Raw genomic sequence first — 16958 nt, 5'->3', positions numbered from 1 at the left:
CGGGTTGACTCAAGCGTTCCGGGAAAAGATGAAGCGGTCCATATCGGTTCCTACCGCAATCACCTTCAGCCTGGGCGCATCCAGCCCCTGCTCGTGCCGCTTCTTCAGCAAGGTGTAAAGCCGCACGACATTATGGAAGTCGCTCGGTACGATACAGCCGATGCTGCCGTTGTGTCCCCGCCCGTGAATGGCAAATCCGTCTCTTCCGTACACGGCCGTCCCTTCGAGCGGAAGAATGCGAATCCAGTTTTCCTTTGTTTCGTGGGGATGGAGTTCGTAAACACCCATCGGAATGGGGCCGCCGATCTTCGTGATTTCCCCTCCCGATGAAACGCCCTTGACGTGGACTGCAAAAGGATTGTTGGCAAGGCGTGGATCGAGCGCGCCGGCTGTTTTGCTGCCCGCTCGTCCACCGGAGCCGGCATAGGCGTTGAATACTTCCTTCTTGCCATCGCATTCTAGTTCGCCGGTCAACCGGCTCTCGGGAATATTGTAGAGAAATTCACAGGTAGCGCTCATCTCACACTCCTTCAGGTAACGAGCATGGTCCATGGCGTGATGCGATTCAAACAATCATAGTCGGACCTCCCGTGAATTTTCAATTCCAATGCACGCGTAACGGCTTCAGTGTCGCGTGTTGGATACGGCTTGCCTGTCACGCCCCGCGTGGCATACTAGCCGGCCCACATTCGAACCGTTTTCGACATGAACTCTTCCGACGCCGCCATCGCCACCACCTTCGGCCAGTTGCCATCCCTGCTGCTCAGCGCGCCCGACGGCGCCCAGGCGAGCATCACGCTGTACGGCGCCCACCTGGTGTCGTGGCGCGGCGCCGACGGGCGCGAGCGCCTGTTCTGCAGCGCCAAATCCGCGCTCGACGGCAGCAAGGCCATCCGCGGCGGCGTGCCGGTGATCTTTCCCCAATTTGCCGAACGCGGCAGCGGCATGCGCCACGGGTTCGCGCGCGTCAGCACCTGGCGCGTGCGTGCATCCGGTATCGACGATGGCTGGGCGTATGCCGTTCTTGCATTGACCCCGGCCGACCTGGCCCCGGATCACGCGCAAGCCTGGCCGCACGGTTTTGAACTGGCGCTGCGGATGGCGATCCGCGCCAACGAGCTGACGATGCGCTTCGAGGTGCGCAACACGGGCAGCGCTGCCTTCCCGTTCGCGGCGGCGCTGCATACCTATTTCCTGGTCGACGACGTGACCGGCATCCGCATCCTCGGCGTCGAACGCGAAGAGCTGGCGATCAGCGACAAGTTCGACCGCGTGTACGAAGGGGTCGAGCCGCGCCTGGCGCTGGTCGATGGCGGCGTGGTGCTGACCTTGCGCCAGCAGGGATTTCCGGACGCGGTCGTGTGGAATCCGGGAGCGCAGGATGCGGCGGCGCTGGCGGACATGGGCGATGAAGAATACCGGCGCTTCGTGTGTATCGAGCCGGCGCTGTTGGACGGGCCGATGCTGCAACCTGGTGAAAGCTGGTTAGGCGAATACCACGTCAGCTGAGTGCCATCGCTTGCTAGGGCGACGTAACGTGAAAGAAACCACTATCGAGACGTGCGCAGTCCTGGCCAGTCAAGGCCATTATTTTTGATGACAACAAGTTCAAGCAGGTTGATTGATCAACCCGAACTTGGTCAGTGCCTTGATCCAGCGCGGCGCGTTTTTCTTCACTGACATGGCTTCGTAATCGGTGGCGCTATCCCGGTAGTACTGGCCCCTTTTGAGCATGTGGAAGATGGTGCGCAGGATTNGCCTGAAATTTCGATTTGAAGACGGACGTCGTTCGGCTGGCCGAGTGTGCGAACTCGCAAAGCAGGCGGCGTACGTAGAGGTTGCCTTTGGTGGCGCGGCCTGATTTGCGTTTGCCGGCCGATTCGTTGTTGCCAGGGCAAACCCCGACCCAGGATGCGAGACGATCCGGGCTGCCAAAGGCATCCATGTCGGTGCCAATTTCGACGAGGAGCATGGCAGCGCCAATCAGGTCGATGCCTGGAAGGGTTTGCAGCAGTGCCAGCGCATTGCGCTGCTCGGCCATGCCAGCCAATAATTGACTGTCGAAGCGCGCGATGCGCGCTTCAATTTCTTCGATGTGCTGCATCAGTTCGTGCAGGACGAAGCGGTGACTTGGCGTCAGGTCGCCCTGCAGAGCTTCGAACAACTCTTCGCGGCTGGCCTTGAAACGCGTGCTGGCCAAGGCCAGTATTTCCTGCACGCTGGCCTCGGCAATGAGGGCCTTGACCATCTTGCGCGCCGCTACACCGTGCACATCGCTGACGACAACGCCAAGCCGGATTCCACTGTCGCTGAGCACCTTGTGCAGCCGGTTTTTCTCGGCCGCTAGTTGGCCAACGAGCTTCTGCCGCTGACGCGATACCAGACGCAATTCACGCAGGCGCGCGGGCGGAATGAACGAGCCGCGCAGCAGCCCTGCACGGCCCAGCGTAGCCAGCCATTGCGCATCGCTGACATCGGTTTTGCGCCCAGGCACGTTTTTGACATGTTTGGCGTTGACAACGAGCGTTTTGAGACCAGCCGCTTCCAGTGTCGCGTACGGACTTTTCCAGTAGATGCCCGTACTTTCCATCACCACCAACTCGACCTTCAGCGACGCAGCCCACTCAGCGAGCGCCTTGCGGTCGCGCTTGAAGGTGCCGAACTGACGCTGTATGAGCTGCGGTTCGCCATTCTCATCTTCAATCAATGCACACGCCGTTATCTGTGCCTGGTGCACGTCCAGACCCAGCACGCGTTTATAGAGTGCCGCCAGATTCATTTTTCACCTTTTAAGGTAAAGTTAGAAAATGGAAGGCAGCGATGCGGAAAAGCTGAAGTAGCCTGAAGGCGACAAGTCGCCAGCGGCCTGCTTAACGTTCGCTCTCTGAGGAAGCAATCCGGGGTACGAGTCAGCTCCGCGGGTCACGTTAGGGTCGGGGTTGGCACCTCCACGATAATGCGCGACCTCTATCGTTGCCTTCCACCCCTATTTTCTTTCATGCTCCGGGGCGGCGGCGCTCGCAATGACCGTTAGGGTGGGCGGGTTCCCCGCCCACGCGTTCAACGCACGTATGCAAACCATCATCCTCGATCGGTCACGCGCTGGTTGAACGCGTGGGCGGGGAACCGCGGGGCCGCCTAGGCCCACCCTACGTCGCAAAGGCAAACGCTGCGTAATTCTTACAAAAAAAAGCCGGCAACGCCGGCTTTTCCTTTAATTCGACTCCTTCACCATCCGCCCTTCGCTCGCCTGCACCGGCCGCGCATTGAGCGGATACAGGCGCGAGAACAGCGCCATTTGCGCCGGCGAAGCCGTCATCGGCTGCTTCATCACGATCCACAGCACGTTCTCGGTGCAGGGCGGCTCGGTCAGCGAGCCCATGTAGGTGTAGTATTCGCGCCGGTTCGGCAGCAGCTCGAACGCGTCGAGTTCGATGCCGGGTGCGCCGAGTTGCCCCTTCTCCAGCGGGATGTTGTTCCACACCGTCTGGATGGCATCATTGGCCTTGCCGCGCTCGAGCAGCACCGCCACCACCGCCAGCCGGCCGCGCGCATCGCGGTGCACCAGGTGGATCACCATCTCGGTGCCCTTGCCGTTGATCTTTTCTTCCGACGGACGATGGAAGTGGAACTGCACCAGTTCGAAGCGCTCCACGCCCACATTCAGGAAATTGCCGCGCGCGAGGTTCACCTGCACCGTGTGGCCGTTGTCGATCTCGGTAAAGGTCGAGGGACGGTAGTCGAAATCGATCTCGTCGAGGTCGACCTTGATGCCGTCGCGGATGTCGATCGGCGACTGGCGGTTGCCCTTGCCGCACTGGGACCAGGCCGGGTTGATCTTGCCCCAGTTGTCGGGGCCGAACTCGCCGTCGTAATCCCAGTGGGTGCTGACCTTCGGCGCGGCGGCGACCACGGCCAGCGCCGCTTCCTTCTTACGCCTGGCGTCGGCCGCCTTTTTCGCTTTCGCGGCGGCGGCCACGCGTGCGGCCTGCTTGGCGCGCATCTCGGCCAGGCGCTCGGCAATGCGTACGGACAGGTCGACCTGGTCTTCGTCGTCGGGCGCGGAGATGGCGGCGGCGGCCTTGTCGGCTGTGGCCGCAGTCACGGCTGCCTTGGGCGGCTTTTCGACCAGGGACTTGTCGATGAGCGGCTTGTCGATCAGTGGCTTGGCGACGATCGACGGCGCCGCTTTGGCGCCGTGCTCGGCGGCCGGCTTCTCGATCGCCTTGGCCGGTTTGGCCAGTTCGGCCGCCAGCTTGGCGGCGGCGTCGGCGGTTTTCTTCGCTGCATCAGGCGCCGGCTTGGCAGCCTCGGCGGCTGGCTTGGCGGCGTGCGGCGCGTCGGACGCGCTTGCGCTGAGCATGACAAAACTGCAGGCAAACAGGGCGATCAGGTTACGCATGGGGTAAGGGAAAGTACATTCACCCTCCCTTAACGACGCTTCCGTACGGAAACTTGAGCGCAGAAGTAAAAACGCGCCGGATAATCCGGCGCGCTGGTCCATCCGGCAACGTCGCTGCTTAACGGCTGAGCACCTTGCGCCCGAACTTGTACAGCCCGCCAATCGCGAGCGGCACCAGCGCGGCGCTGACGCCGACCAGGACGATTTCCGTCAGGTGGTTGCGCACCACCGGGATATTGCCGAAGAAATAGCCGGCAGTCACTAGGCTGGCCACCCACAGCACGGCGCCGGTCACGTTGTACAGCTGGAAGCGCCAGTGGGTCATGTCCGACACGCCGGCCACGAAGGGGGCAAAGGTACGCACCACCGGCACGAAGCGCGCCAGGATGATGGTCTTGCCGCCGTGCTTTTCGAAGAAATCGTGAGTGCGGTGCAGCGCATCCTTGTTGATCCAGCGGTAGTTATGGGTAAACATGCGCTGGCCGACGGCTTCGCCGATGTAGTAATTCAGGGTATTCCCGGTGACTGCGGCAACGATCAGCAAGGACATCAGCAACGGATAGCTCATCTGGCCGGTGGCGCAAAAGGCGCCGGCGATGAACAGCAAGGTGTCGCCTGGGAAGAAAAACAGGACCACCAGGCCCGTTTCGCAGAACACGATAGCGAACAGGACAATATAGACATAGATGCCGTACTCGGCCAGCAGCACACCCAGCGTCTTATCGACATGAAGAATCATGTCGAAAAATTGCATCAGATCCATAATTTTCCTAAACGGTAACAGCGAATCATACCATCAGACAGCCATGCCAAACGGCTGGGACGCCATGCGCCGCACCAGATTTTCACTGAGTGTTAAGTTTTTTATACAGGCCAAAAATCGCGATTACAATTGCTCAACATTAACAACGGGGAGCGGGAGATGAAGGCAGTCAGGATGGTAGTCGGGGCCGGCATGGCGCTGGCCGTGCTCGCAGGCAGCACCGTGCAGGCGGCGCCCAAGAAAGAATTGCCGCCGAAACCGAGCGTGGGCGACATCGTCAAGGAATCCAAGGCAGCCGACTGGCGCCCCCTCGACCTCGAGAACACGCTGTACATGGACTTGCCGGGCGGACGCGTCGTGATCGAACTGGCTCCTACCTTTGCGCCGCTGCACGCCGCCAACATCAAGGCGCTGGCGCGCGAACAATATTTTGATGGCCTCGTGATCCTGCGCTCGCAAGACAATTTCGTCGTCCAGTGGGGCGACCCGGACGAGAAGAATCCGCGCCAGCCGAAGAAGGCGAAGATGACCTTGCCGGGCGAATTCACGGTACCGCTCAAGAACGACACGAAATTTACGCGCATGAAGGACGTCGACGGCTACGCGCCGCAGGTCGGCCACTCGAACGGGTTCCCGGTCGGGCGCGACCCGAAGGCGGGCACAACCTGGCTCGCGCACTGCTACGCGATGGTCGGCGTCGGGCGCGATACCGATGCCGACAGCGGCGGCGGCACCGCCCTGTACGTCGTCACTGGCCAGGCGCCGCGCCAGCTCGACCGCAACATTACCGTTGTCGGACGCGTCGTGTCCGGTATGCCGCTGCTGTCGACCGTGGCGCGCGGCCCGGCGCCGATGGGCTTTTTCGACAAGCCGGAGATGCAGGTGCCGATCAAGGCCTTCCGTGTGGCCGCCGACGTGGCGGAAGGCGAGCGCAGCAATTTCGAGGTCATGCGTACCGAGAGCGCCACTTTCCAGAAGGTGGTGGAAGCGACGCGCAACCGCGGTGGGCCGTGGACCAAGGTCGCGGCCGGCCACGTCGACCTGTGCGCGGCGCCGATTCCCGTGCGCGAGGCGAAATAAAGACGACGGCCTTATGCCGCTCGGGCAGCGCGATATAATCGGTATATGAACGCGCCTTTGCCGACCCACCGCCCCATCCAGCAGCTGAACGACCAGCTGATCTCGCAGATCGCCGCCGGCGAGGTGGTCGAACGGCCCTCGGCCGTGGTGAAGGAGTTGCTGGAAAATGCGCTCGACGCCGGCGCGACCCAGATCACGGTGCGCCTCGAAGAAGGCGGCGTGAAACGCATCGCGATTACCGACAACGGCCGCGGCATCGCGCCCGACCAGTTGCCGCTCGCCCTCGCCCGCCATGCCACCTCGAAGATCGCTTCGCTGACCGACCTCGAGAACGTGGCCACGCTCGGCTTTCGCGGCGAGGCGCTGGCTTCGATCGCCTCGGTGGCGGCGGTGTCGATCACCTCACGCACGGCCGACGCCCCGCACGCCTGGGAAATCGTCGGCTCGCACCAGGGCACCGTGGCGCCCTCGTCCGGCCCCTGCGGCACCACCATCGACGTGCAGGACCTGTACTTCAATACCCCGGCGCGCCGCAAATTCCTGAAGAGCGAACAGACCGAATACGGCCATTGCGCCGAAGTCGTGCGCCGCATCGCGCTGGCGCGCCCCGACGTAGCGTTCAGCCTGACCCATAACGGGCGCACCATCGACCATTGGAAAGAATGCGAGATGGCGAAGCGCAGCGCCCAGATCCTGGGCAACGACTTCGCCGAGGCACGATTGGCCATCGACGAAGCGGCCGGCCCCTTGCGCCTGTACGGCTATGCCGGCTTGCCGACGGCCTCGAAAGCGCGCGCCGACGGCCAGTTCTTTTATGTGAACGGGCGCTTCGTGCGCGACAAGCTGCTGGTGCACGCGGTGCGCGCCGCCTACCAGGACGTGCTGCACGGCGACCGTTTTCCCTCCTACGTACTGGCGCTCGACCTCGATCCGGCGCTGGTCGACGTCAACGTCCATCCGTCGAAAATCGAAGTGCGCTTCCGCGACAGCCGCGCGGTGCACCAGTTCGTGTTCCACGCGGTGCAGCGCGCGCTGGCTGCTACTTCGGCCACGGCCCATGGCAGCGTGCCGGCGCCGATCACGGCGGCCGAAGTCACGCCGAGCGGTGGCTCGGACTGGCGCCGGCCGCATGAGCAGACCTCGTTTGGTACGCAACTCACCCAAACGTTTTCGCCTTCGCCCTTTCCTCCAGGGAGCCGCTGGGACGCGCCCGAACAGGCCGGCGTGGCGCAAAGCACGGCGAACTATGGCGCGATGTTTGCCGAGTCCGCGGCGCGCCCAAGCGCATCCTCCGCAATGCCAATGCCGGCGTCATCGAATGCCCCCAGCAACGACGACTTCCCGCTCGGCTTCGCGCTGGCCCAGCTGCACGGCATCTACATCCTGGCGCAGAACACGCGCGGCCTGGTGCTGGTCGACATGCATGCCGCACACGAGCGCATCCTGTACGAGCAGCTCAAAAACGCGCTCGACGCCCAGGTCGACGGCCACGACATGCAGGTGCAGGCGCTGCTGATCCCGGTGACCTTCTTCGCCGATGCGATCGAAGTCGCCACCGCCACCGACCACCAGGAAACATTAAAAGCGCTCGGCTTCGACATCGCCGCGCTGTCGCCGACGACGCTGGCCGTGCGCGCGGTGCCGACGCTGCTGAAAAACGCCGACGCCCAGACCCTGGCGCGCGACGTGCTGCGCGACGTGCGCGAATTCGGCGGCTCGCGCGTGCTGATCGAACGGCGCAACGAACTGCTCGGCACCCTTGCCTGCCATACGGCGGTGCGCGCCAACCGTATCCTGAGTACCCCCGAAATGAACGCACTGCTGCGCCAGATGGAAAGCACCGAGCGCGCCGACCAGTGCAACCACGGCCGCCCGACCTGGGTCCAGCTCGACATCTCGGCGCTCGACAAACTTTTCCTGCGCGGCCAATAAATGACAATGGAAGCAAACGACGCCAAGCCGCTGGCGGTGGCGATCATGGGCCCGACCGCGTCGGGCAAGACCGCAGCGGCGCTGGCCATCGCGCGCGAACGTCCGGTGGAGATCATCTCGGTCGACTCCGCCCTCGTCTACCGCGAAATGGACATCGGCACCGCCAAGCCCAGCGCCGAAGAACTGGCCAGCGTACCGCACCACCTGATCGACATCATCGATCCGCTCGACGCGTATTCGGTCATGCAGTTCCGCACCGACACCCTGCGCCTGGTGGCCGACATCAGCGCGCGCGGCAAGCTGCCGCTGCTGGTCGGCGGCACCATGATGTATTTCAAGGGGCTGACCGACGGCCTGGACGACCTGCCCACCGCCGACGCGGGCGTACGCGCCGCGCTGGATGAAGAGGCCGCGCGCATCGGCTGGCCCGGCATGCACGCCAGACTGCGCGAACGCGACCCGGTCACTGCCGAGCGCCTGGCGCCGAACGACGCCCAGCGCATCAACCGCGCCCTGGAAATCATCGCCTTGACCGGCAAGCCGATGTCGGCCCTGCTGGCCTTGCGCGCCAAGCCCGAGCTGCCGTTCAATCTTGTCTCGTTCGCGCTGGAACCGTCCGACCGCGCGGTGCTGCACAAGCGCATCGCGCTGCGCTTCGACCAGATGCTGGGCGAGTCCGACGACGACGGCATCGTCGCCGAAGTGGCGCGCCTGCGCGCACGCGGCGACCTGCATCCGAATTTGCCCTCGATGCGCTGCGTCGGCTACCGCCAGAGCTGGGATTACCTGGACGGCAAGATCGACCGCGCCGGCTTGCGCGAGACCGGCATCATCGCCACCCGCCAGCTCGCCAAACGCCAGCTGACCTGGCTGCGCGCGATGCCGGACCGGATCGTCATCGACTGCCTGGGGCGCGACCCGACCGGTGAATTGCTGACCCGTTTAAAAGGCTTGTCGGCTTAGCAGCGTCGAAAAACCGTGCTTGCTCGGCGCACACAGCCTTGACAGGAGGCGCCGCGCCTTGGATAATAGCGTTCTCTTTCGGTGATATAGCTCAGTTGGTTAGAGCACAGCACTCATAATGCTGGGGTCGGTGGTTCAAGTCCACCTATCACCACCAGAATTCAAGCAAATGGCTTGGCTCTACGAGTCGGGCCATTTTGCTTTATACCGCTTTGGTGATATAGCTCAGTTGGTTAGAGCACAGCACTCATAATGCTGGGGTCGGTGGTTCAAGTCCACCTATCACCACCAGATTGAAAAAGCCGCCCTCTCGCAAGAGTCGGCGGCTTTTTTGTATTCGGCGCCGCGCTTTATCCCACGTCGACGTCTTCATCGAGCGCGAATTCGCCGCGTTTGAATGCCTCGATGGTCGCCTGCGCTTGCTGCACATACGAAGCCGGCACCAGAATACGGACCCCGCCCAGGGCCGGCGCCAATAATAGATCGGCTTGCATCAAATGGGCGTCGGCCAATACCGCCGGAATGCCGGACGCTTCCATGCAGCCCTGCATCAGCGCCGCTTCCATCGGGATCAGGTAACGCGCCACGATGAACAGATCGCGGCCCGGAATCGCTTCGATTTCGGGATGCGCGGCGAGCCATGCATTCAGCGGTTGGTCCATGACTTCTTCTCCCTGGTGGATGAGTCGATAGTACGCTTTGTCCGCTACGTTCGACGCGCGCTAGTGCATGAACCCCGGCAGCGACGACAGCAGGTACAAGGTCACGCCAATCAAGCCGCCGACGATCGTGCCATTAATGCGTATAAATTGTAGATCCTTGCCGATATTCAGTTCGATCTGTTCCGACATCTCGGCGCTGTCCCAGTTTTTCACGGTATCGGCGATGTGCCGGGTCAGGTAGCCGGCAAACTCGGGGGCGGCGGCACGCGCGGCCAGTTCCAGGTTGTCGTTCAGCGACTGGCGCAGCTGCGGATCTTCGGCCAGGGTCTTGCCGAGCCAGGCGCCGGTGGCTTGCAGGCGCCGGCGCAGGGTCGAATCGGCGCTGTCCAGGTCCTTTTTCAGCCAGGCTTTCAGGTCGCCCCACAGCGACGCCAGGTAGCCGTTGAGCGTGTCGTCGTTGAGCAGGTAATTTTTGATTTCTTCGCTTTTGTTGGCGAATTGCGGATCGGTTTTCAGGCGCTCGATGAATTCGGCGGTGAACACGTCGAAGCGCTGGCGCAGCGGGTGGTGAGGATCGTGTGCGACCTTGTTGAGGATACCGGAGGCCAGCCGGACGGCGATATCGGCGCCCTTGCGGCCGATGAGTTCCGACGGCAGCATCCGCTCGATAAAAGCATATTCTTCCTTCAGCCAGTCGACGATGCCTTCGGAAATCGTCGTCTGCGTGTCGACATTGTCGAGCAGCTGCGCCAATTGATGGATGCCTTCGTTCAGCAATTCCTGGTGGCGTCCGCCCCTGGTCAAACTTTCCAGGATGGTGCCGGCCGATTTCGACAGGTCGACGCTGCCGACCATCGTGTGCACGGCCTTGCGCAGGAAATTCTGGATCGCCGATTCTTCGGTGAAGTCGAGCATCCAGCTGGCCACCTTTACCAGGTAACCGCCCATCTGTTCGGTATTCGCCGGTTTCACCAGCCAGTCGGCGACTTTCTGTGCCGGGTCGTGCTTCTGGATCAGGCGGATGATCGATTCGGTATCGAGGAATTTTTCGTGCACGAACAAGGCCAGGTTGTCGGCGATCTTGACCTTGTTGTTGGGGATGATATTCGTGTGGCGCGAGACGACCGGAATCGGCACGCGCTTGAACAGCGCCACCACGGCGAACCAGTCGGCCAGGGCGCCGACCATCGCCGCTTCGGCAAACGCTTTTAATAAGCCCGTCCACCACGACGGCGGCAGGAAGAAGCTCAGCACGAACAGCAGGGCGGCGCCGATAAAGAAACCCAGCGCCAGCCGTTTCGATTTGTCGAGTTCACGTTCCTTTGTCATGCGGCTCCCGGTCGCTCAGCGTTACCCGGGTAATCCTATATGACGCCGGCCGTTTTCAGCGATTCGATTGCGGCCGGCGACCAGCCCCAGTCGGCCAGCACCTGTGCATTGTGCTGACCCGGCGCGGCGGCGGCCTGCCCTGCTGCGGGTGCGGTGCGGCTGAAGCGCGGCGCCGGCGCGGGCTGGATGACGCCGTCGATCTCGATGAAGCTGGCGCGCGCGGCATTGTGCGGATGGCCTGGTGCTTCCGCCATGTCCAGTACCGGCGCGACGCAGGCGTCCGTCCCCTCCAGTAACGCGCACCAGTCGTCGCGGGTCTTGGTCGCGAACAGCGCGGCGAATTTCGCCTTCAGTTCCGGCCAGCGCTTCTGGCTCCACTGTTTTACAAACGCGGGATCGGCCGCGCCGCACAGCGCCAGCAACTGCGCATAGAACTGCGGCTCGATCGCGCCGACCGACAGGAATTTGCCATCCAGACAGGCGTAGGTATCGTAGAACGGCGCGCCGCCATCGAGCATGTTCGCTTCGCGCGCGTCTTGCCAGGAACCGAAGGCGCGCAAGCCGTACATCATCGCGCCCAGCAAGGCGGCGCCATCGGTCATCGCGGCGTCGACTACCTGGCCGCGGCCCGACGTCTTCGCTTCCAGGGTTGCGCAGACGACGCCAAAGGCGAGCATCATGGCGCCGCCGCCGAAGTCGCCGACCAGGTTCAGGGGCGGACTTGGCGGCGTGTCGGCGCGGCCCATCGCATGCAGCATGCCGGACAGGGCGATGTAGTTCAGGTCGTGGCCGGCGGCCTGCGCCAGCGGGCCGGTCTGGCCCCAGCCGGTGACGCGGCCGAAGACGAGTTTGGGATTGCGCACGTGGCAGGCGTCGGGGCCGAGGCCGAGGCGTTCCATGACGCCGGGACGGAAACCTTCGATCAGGATGTCGGCTTGTTCGACCAGGTTGAAGACGACCTCGCGTGCTTGGGGATGTTTCAGATCGAGGGCGAGCGAGCGGCGCCCGCGCGCCATGACGTCGAATTTCGTGCCCAGCATCGGGAACGGGTTGTCGGCGCCGGGTACGGTTTTGCGGTCGATGCGGATGACCTCGGCGCCCATGTCGGCCAACATCATGGCGGCGAAGGGGCATGGGCCGAGGCCGACCATTTCGATGATTTTGATGCCTGCTAGGGGTCCGGGCATGTTGATACTTTCGTGGCTGATCGGGCGGTGTTCCGCGTGGGCGGAGCCCACCCTACGAAAACCGTCACAACGAACGGGCGATGATCTCTTTCATGATCTCGTTGGCGCCGCCGTAGATGCGCTGGACGCGAGCGTCGACGTACATCTGGGCGATCGGGTAGTCCAGCATGTAGCCGTAACCGCCGAACAGCTGTACGCACTGGTCGACGACCTTGCATTGCAGGTCCGAGATCCAGTATTTCGCCATCGAGGCGCGCACGGTGTCCATGCGCCCGGCCAGCATGTCTTCGATGCAGCGGTCGATGAAGATGCGTGCGACCGTCGCTTCGGTCTTGATCTCAGCGAGGATAAAACGCGTGTTCTGCATCTCGACCAGGGCCTGGCCAAAGGCCTTGCGCTCTTTCGCGTGCGCGACGGTGAGCGTCAGGGCGCGCTCGATCGCGGCCACGCCGGCCACGCCGATGATGGTGCGCTCGTACGGCAGTTCGGTCATCAGCTGGACGAATCCCCTGCCCTCCTCGCCACCGAGCACACCATCGAAGCCGACGTGGGCGTCGTCGAAGAATAGTTCGCAAGTGTCCTGCCCCTTCTGCCCCACCTTTTCCAGGATGCGGCCCACGCGAAAGCCTGGGTTATCGCGCGTCTCCAGCAGCATCAGCGAGATGCCTTTCGCACCGCCGGCCGGATCGGTTTTCGCCACCACCAGCACCAGATCGGCCAGGTAGCCGTTCGAAATGAAGGTTTTCGAACCGTTGATGCGGTAGCCGTCGCTTCCCTTCACGGCGCTGGTACGGATGCCCTTCAGGTCGGAGCCGGCGCCCGGTTCCGACATGGCGATCGCGGCGATCATCTCGCCGCTGGCGAGTTGCGGCAAGTAGCGCTGTTTCTGCGCTTCGGTGCCCTGGTTCAGTAGGTAATGGGCGACGATCGCGTGCACGTGCAAACCAAAAGCCATGTCGCCGGCATAGCCGAGTTCTTCGAAAACGATGGCCATGTGGGCGAAGTTGCCGCCCGAGCCGCCGTATTCCTCGGGGATGTCGGCGGCCAGCAGGCCCATGTCGCCAGCCTTGTTCCACAGGTCGCGATCAACGTGCTGCTGCTGGCGCCAGCGTTCGCCGTGCGGCGCGATTTCGCTGGCGACGAAACGGCGCACGGCGTCGCGAAAACTGTCCAGCTCCGGGTTCATCCAGGAGGGCGTCATCAGCTCCATGTTCATGCCGCCTGGTACAGGGTGACCACGCAGGCGCCGCCCAGGCCGAGGTTGTGCTGCAAGGCCGTGCGCGCACCCGCGACCTGGCGCGCGCCGGCGCTGCCGCGCAGCTGGTGGGTCAGCTCGAAACACTGGGCCAGACCGGTGGCGCCGAGCGGATGGCCTTTCGACAGCAGGCCGCCCGATGGATTGGTGACGACCTTGCCGCCATACGTGTTGTCGGCATCAAGAATGAATTTGGCGGCGCCGCCTTCGGGACACAGGCCGAGCGCTTCATAGGTGATCAACTCGTTGTGGGCGAAGCAGTCGTGCAGTTCGACCACGTCGAGTTCGTCGGGGCCGATGCCGGCTTGGCTGTAGACCTTGTCGGCGGCTTCGCGGCTCATCTCGTAGCCGACCAGGCGCATCATGTCGTCGGCATCGAAGGTGTTAGCGCGGTCGGTGGTCATGGCCTGGGCGGCGATGAAGACGTCATTGCGCAGGCCGCGCTTCTTTGCAAACGCTTCCGAGACCAGCACTGCAGCGGCGGCGCCGCAGGTCGGTGGGCAGGCCATCAGGCGTGTCATCACGCCGGGCCAGATGGCCGGCGCGTCGAGTACGTCCTGGGCGCTGACTTCCTTCCTGAACAGTGCCAGCGGATTGTTGACGGCGTGGCGGCTGGCCTTGGCACGGATCTCGGCAAACGCCGACAAGGGCGTGCCGTATTTTTCCATGTGCGCCAGGCCAGCGCCGCCGAAGTAGCGCAGCGCCAGCGGGATCTCGGGCTTGCCGACCAGGCGGTCGGTGACGGCGTCGAAGTCGTCGAACGGCGCCGGGCGGTCGGTGAATACCGAACCGAGGGCGCCGGGACTCATCTGCTCGAAGCCGAGCACCAGCACGCAGTCCGCCGCACCGCTGGCGATCGCCTGGCGCGCCAGGAACAGCGCCGTCGAGCCGGTCGAGCAGTTGTTGTTGACGTTGACGATCGGGATACCGGTCATGCCGACGCCATACAGGGCTTTCTGGCCGCAGGTGGAGTCCCCGTAGACGTAACCTGCGTAGGCCTGCTCGACCTCGTTGTAGTCGATGCCGGCGTCCTGCAGCGCGGCGCGCGCGGCCTCGGCGGCCATGACGTGGTACGGGGCGCTGGCGCCCGGTTTGGCGAACGGGATCATGCCCACGCCGCTGACGAATACCTTGTTCATGCTGTCTCCTGTTTGTGACCGTCTGGTCTTTATCGAATCGATTATAGCCAGCCGAAGATGCCCTGGCGTGGCCGGGCCACCGAAGGTCTATTCTATTTTCCGACCATGTCGTCAACGTCGCTTATACTGCCGGGATTCCACCCCGATAAGGAGACGTCCTGCATGCATCATGAACTCAGCCTGATTACCACCATCGCCGCCGCCCTCGGGTTCGGCCTGATCTTCGGCATGCTTGCCGTGCGCCTGAAATTGCCGGCCCTGGTCGGCTACCTGGCCGCCGGCATCGTCATCGGCCCGGCCACACCCGGCTTTGTCGCCGATGTCGGGCTGGCCTCGCAACTGGCCGAGATCGGGGTAATGCTGCTGATGTTCGGGGTGGGACTGCATTTCTCGCTGCGCGACCTGCTCGACGTGCGCAAGATCGCCCTGCCCGGCGCGATCCTGCAGATCGCCGTGGCGACCGTGATGGGCATCGGCATGGCGCACCTGTGGGGCTGGAGTTTAGGTGCGGGGCTGGTGTTCGGCCTGGCGCTGTCGGTGGCCAGTACCGTGGTGCTGCTGCGCGCGCTGGAAAGCCGCGGCATCCTCGACTCGATGAATGGCCGCATCGCGGTCGGCTGGCTGGTGGTCGAAGACCTGGTGACGGTGCTGGTGCTGGTGCTGTTGCCGGCGATTGCCGGCCCGCTCGGCGGCAAGGGCGCCGATGCCGCAGGCGCTGATACCTCGCTGCTGTACGCGCTCGGTAAAACGCTGCTGCAGGTGGGAGCCTTCGTCGCTTTCATGCTGATCGTCGGCCGTAAACTGTTTCCCTGGTTCCTGTGGAAGGTCGCCAAGACCGCCTCGCGCGAACTGTTTACGCTGGCGGTGATCGCCGCCGCCGTCGGCATTGCCTACGGCTCGTCGGAACTGTTCGGCGTGTCGTTCGCGCTGGGCGCGTTTTTCGCGGGCATGGTGCTGCGCGAGTCGGACCTGTCGCACCGCGCCGCCGAAGAATCGCTGCCGCTGCGCGACGCGTTCTCGGTGCTGTTCTTCGTCTCGGTCGGCATGCTGTTCGACCCGATGGTGCTGGTCGAGAGTCCGTTCAAGGTGCTCGGCGTGGTACTGGTGATCATTTTCGGCAAGTCGATTGCGGCCATGCTGCTGGTGCTGGCCCTGCGCTATCCCTTGAATACCGCGATCACGGTGTCGGCCAGCCTGGCGCAGATCGGCGAGTTCTCGTTCATCCTGGCCGCGCTCGGCATCTCGCTGGGGCTGATGCCGCAGGAAGGCCAAAGCCTGATCCTGGCCGGCGCCATCATCTCGATCGCGGTCAACCCGCTGCTGTTCACTGCGATCGAGCCGCTGCAGCGCTGGCTGCGCACCAATTCGCAGGCGGTGCGCAACATGGAGGCGTCACCCGACCCGCTGGCCGAACTGCCGATGACGGTGCCGCACGAGCGCCTCACCGGCCAGGTGGTGCTGGTCGGCTTCGGGCGCGTTGGCCGCCGCATCGCCGACGAACTGACGGCCCAGGGCGTGCACTTCGTGGTGGCGGAACAGAACCGCGAACTGGTCGAGATGCTGCGCCGGCGCGACCAGCCGGCGGTGGTCGGCAATGCGGCCGAACCGGCGGTGCTGATCCAGGCCCACATCGCGCGCGCCGCAGTGCTGGTGATCGCCACCCCCGATACCTTCCATGTCCGCACCATGATCGAGACGGCGAAGATGCTCAACCCGACCATCCGCTGCGTGGTGCGTACCCATAACGAGGAAGAAGCGGAGCTGCTGCGCAGGGACACGGGCGGCACGGTGTTCATCGGCGAGCAGGAGCTGGCGGGGAGCATGACGCGCTATGTGGTGGAGACGCTGGAGCAGAAGGAGCATGCGCATTGAATTGGTGATGCGCCGCTGCTGATCAGGCTTTATGCGCGGGCATGCCCGCCCTACGGATCGCTTCGGTCAACAAATGGACCGTAGCGTGGGCGGGTTCGCCGTCCACGCGTTCAACGCACGGATGCACGTCGAAACGCCGATGTACACGCGGCGAGATCATCGGGCCGGCATGGCAGACGGTAACGATCACCGCGTGGACGGAAACCCGTCCACCCTACAAAACGTTAAGCACAGACGCGTTCAATAGTCCCATGCAAATAGCGATTCGATTAGCACCCGTGCGTTGAACGCGTGGGCGGGAGACCCGCCCACCCTAACGGTCATTGCGAGCGGCGCCACCCCGGAGCATGAAAGAGAATAGAGGTGGAAGGCAA

Annotated in this window: 14 protein-coding genes, 2 tRNA genes and 1 pseudogene; 7 read left to right on the top strand and 10 right to left on the bottom strand. The window is 63.5% G+C overall.

Features of this window, described 5'->3' with window-relative positions; all coding sequences use genetic code 11:
- Window positions 1-9 precede the first annotated feature (9 nt).
- A complete protein-coding gene (locus IFT60_RS24835; protein WP_192056788.1) occupies window positions 10-519 on the bottom strand; it encodes a hypothetical protein in 510 nt (169 codons plus the stop codon).
- 186 nt (window positions 520-705) lie between these two features.
- Here IFT60_RS24835 and IFT60_RS24830 point away from each other — a divergent pair, with 186 nt between their 5' ends.
- Entirely contained in the window at window positions 706-1509 is an 804-nt protein-coding gene (locus IFT60_RS24830) for a D-hexose-6-phosphate mutarotase (protein WP_192056787.1), read from the top strand.
- Window positions 1510-1608: 99 nt separating this feature from the next.
- On the opposite strand, the pseudogene IFT60_RS26710 reads toward IFT60_RS24830, so the two are convergent.
- The 4 genes and pseudogenes from IFT60_RS26710 to IFT60_RS24815 all read right to left on the bottom strand — a co-directional run.
- A pseudogene (locus IFT60_RS26710) lies at window positions 1609-1756 on the bottom strand (IS110 family transposase); the annotation flags it as partial.
- Window position 1757: 1 nt separating this feature from the next.
- On the bottom strand, window positions 1758-2779 hold a 1022-nt coding region (locus IFT60_RS24825), incomplete at its 3' end, for an IS110 family RNA-guided transposase (protein ID WP_229511177.1).
- 435 nt (window positions 2780-3214) lie between these two features.
- Window positions 3215-4363, bottom strand: coding sequence for a carbonic anhydrase (locus tag IFT60_RS24820; RefSeq protein WP_229511175.1), 1149 nt, complete (start codon window positions 4361-4363; stop codon window positions 3215-3217).
- A gap of 157 nt (window positions 4364-4520) precedes the next feature.
- Complete coding sequence (locus tag IFT60_RS24815; RefSeq protein WP_192056785.1) at window positions 4521-5165, bottom strand: VTT domain-containing protein; 645 nt, start codon at window positions 5163-5165, stop codon at window positions 4521-4523.
- A 159-nt stretch (window positions 5166-5324) separates the two neighbouring features.
- On the opposite strand from IFT60_RS24815, the gene IFT60_RS24810 reads away from it, so the two are divergent.
- The 5 genes from IFT60_RS24810 (at window position 5325) to IFT60_RS24790 (ending at window position 9431) form a co-directional block, all read left to right on the top strand.
- Entirely contained in the window at window positions 5325-6245 is a 921-nt protein-coding gene (locus tag IFT60_RS24810; protein WP_192056784.1) for a peptidylprolyl isomerase, read from the top strand.
- Window positions 6246-6290: 45 nt separating this feature from the next.
- A complete protein-coding gene (gene mutL, locus IFT60_RS24805) occupies window positions 6291-8177 on the top strand; it encodes a DNA mismatch repair endonuclease MutL (RefSeq protein ID WP_192056783.1) in 1887 nt (628 codons plus the stop codon).
- 6 nt (window positions 8178-8183) lie between these two features.
- Window positions 8184-9140 (top strand): tRNA (adenosine(37)-N6)-dimethylallyltransferase MiaA, encoded by a 957-nt coding sequence (gene miaA, locus IFT60_RS24800; RefSeq protein WP_192056812.1) that lies wholly within the window; start codon window positions 8184-8186, stop codon window positions 9138-9140.
- Between the two features lie 80 nt (window positions 9141-9220).
- Window positions 9221-9297: transfer RNA gene (locus IFT60_RS24795), tRNA-Met, on the top strand.
- A gap of 57 nt (window positions 9298-9354) precedes the next feature.
- A tRNA-Met gene (locus tag IFT60_RS24790) sits at window positions 9355-9431 on the top strand.
- A gap of 59 nt (window positions 9432-9490) precedes the next feature.
- On the opposite strand, the gene IFT60_RS24785 is transcribed toward IFT60_RS24790, so the two are convergent.
- The 5 genes from IFT60_RS24785 to IFT60_RS24765 form a co-directional block, all read right to left on the bottom strand.
- The gene (locus IFT60_RS24785; RefSeq protein ID WP_192056782.1) at window positions 9491-9802 is read right to left on the bottom strand and encodes a putative signal transducing protein; all 312 of its coding nucleotides are present in this window, start codon (window positions 9800-9802) and stop codon (window positions 9491-9493) included.
- Window positions 9803-9862: 60 nt separating this feature from the next.
- Complete coding sequence (locus IFT60_RS24780; RefSeq protein WP_192056781.1) at window positions 9863-11131, bottom strand: DUF445 domain-containing protein; 1269 nt, start codon at window positions 11129-11131, stop codon at window positions 9863-9865.
- Window positions 11132-11166: 35 nt separating this feature from the next.
- Window positions 11167-12318 carry a CaiB/BaiF CoA transferase family protein gene (locus IFT60_RS24775; RefSeq protein WP_192056780.1) on the bottom strand — a complete coding sequence of 384 codons (1152 nt, stop codon included), beginning with the start codon at window positions 12316-12318 and terminating at the stop codon, window positions 11167-11169.
- Between the two features lie 64 nt (window positions 12319-12382).
- Window positions 12383-13534, bottom strand: coding sequence for an acyl-CoA dehydrogenase family protein (locus IFT60_RS24770; RefSeq protein WP_229511173.1), 1152 nt, complete (start codon window positions 13532-13534; stop codon window positions 12383-12385).
- Window positions 13531-14712 carry a lipid-transfer protein gene (locus tag IFT60_RS24765; protein WP_192056779.1) on the bottom strand — a complete coding sequence of 394 codons (1182 nt, stop codon included), beginning with the start codon at window positions 14710-14712 and terminating at the stop codon, window positions 13531-13533. Before IFT60_RS24765 ends, IFT60_RS24770 begins: the two co-directional genes overlap by 4 nt.
- A 162-nt stretch (window positions 14713-14874) precedes the next feature.
- Between IFT60_RS24765 and IFT60_RS24760 the strand changes: the two genes are divergently transcribed.
- Window positions 14875-16584, top strand: a complete 1710-nt coding sequence (locus IFT60_RS24760; RefSeq protein ID WP_192056778.1) for a cation:proton antiporter domain-containing protein — start codon at window positions 14875-14877, stop codon at window positions 16582-16584.
- The last annotated feature ends 374 nt before the right edge of the window (window positions 16585-16958 follow it).

The sequence above is a fragment of the Massilia sp. CFBP 13721 genome (assembly GCF_014842025.1).
Taxonomy (GTDB): Bacteria; Pseudomonadota; Gammaproteobacteria; order Burkholderiales; family Burkholderiaceae_D; genus Telluria.
This window is presented reverse-complemented; position numbering and strand designations above follow the sequence as displayed.

Bases quoted from the DNA above. Each gene is read 5' to 3' on its own strand.
- IFT60_RS24835 (WP_192056788.1), bottom strand. From the start codon at position 519: ATGAGCGCTACCTGTGAATTTCTCTACAATATTCCCGAGAGCCGGTTG.
- IFT60_RS24830 (WP_192056787.1), top strand. From the start codon at position 706: ATGAACTCTTCCGACGCCGCCATCGCCACCACCTTCGGCCAGTTGCCA.
- IFT60_RS24820 (WP_229511175.1), bottom strand. From the start codon at position 4,363: ATGCTCAGCGCAAGCGCGTCCGACGCGCCGCACGCCGCCAAGCCAGCC.
- IFT60_RS24815 (WP_192056785.1), bottom strand. From the start codon at position 5,165: ATGGATCTGATGCAATTTTTCGACATGATTCTTCATGTCGATAAGACG.
- IFT60_RS24810 (WP_192056784.1), top strand. From the start codon at position 5,325: ATGAAGGCAGTCAGGATGGTAGTCGGGGCCGGCATGGCGCTGGCCGTG.
- mutL (WP_192056783.1), top strand. From the start codon at position 6,291: ATGAACGCGCCTTTGCCGACCCACCGCCCCATCCAGCAGCTGAACGAC.
- miaA (WP_192056812.1), top strand. From the start codon at position 8,184: ATGGAAGCAAACGACGCCAAGCCGCTGGCGGTGGCGATCATGGGCCCG.
- IFT60_RS24785 (WP_192056782.1), bottom strand. From the start codon at position 9,802: ATGGACCAACCGCTGAATGCATGGCTCGCCGCGCATCCCGAAATCGAA.
- IFT60_RS24780 (WP_192056781.1), bottom strand. From the start codon at position 11,131: ATGACAAAGGAACGTGAACTCGACAAATCGAAACGGCTGGCGCTGGGT.
- IFT60_RS24775 (WP_192056780.1), bottom strand. From the start codon at position 12,318: ATGCCCGGACCCCTAGCAGGCATCAAAATCATCGAAATGGTCGGCCTC.
- IFT60_RS24770 (WP_229511173.1), bottom strand. From the start codon at position 13,534: ATGAACATGGAGCTGATGACGCCCTCCTGGATGAACCCGGAGCTGGAC.
- IFT60_RS24765 (WP_192056779.1), bottom strand. From the start codon at position 14,712: ATGAACAAGGTATTCGTCAGCGGCGTGGGCATGATCCCGTTCGCCAAA.
- IFT60_RS24760 (WP_192056778.1), top strand. From the start codon at position 14,875: ATGCATCATGAACTCAGCCTGATTACCACCATCGCCGCCGCCCTCGGG.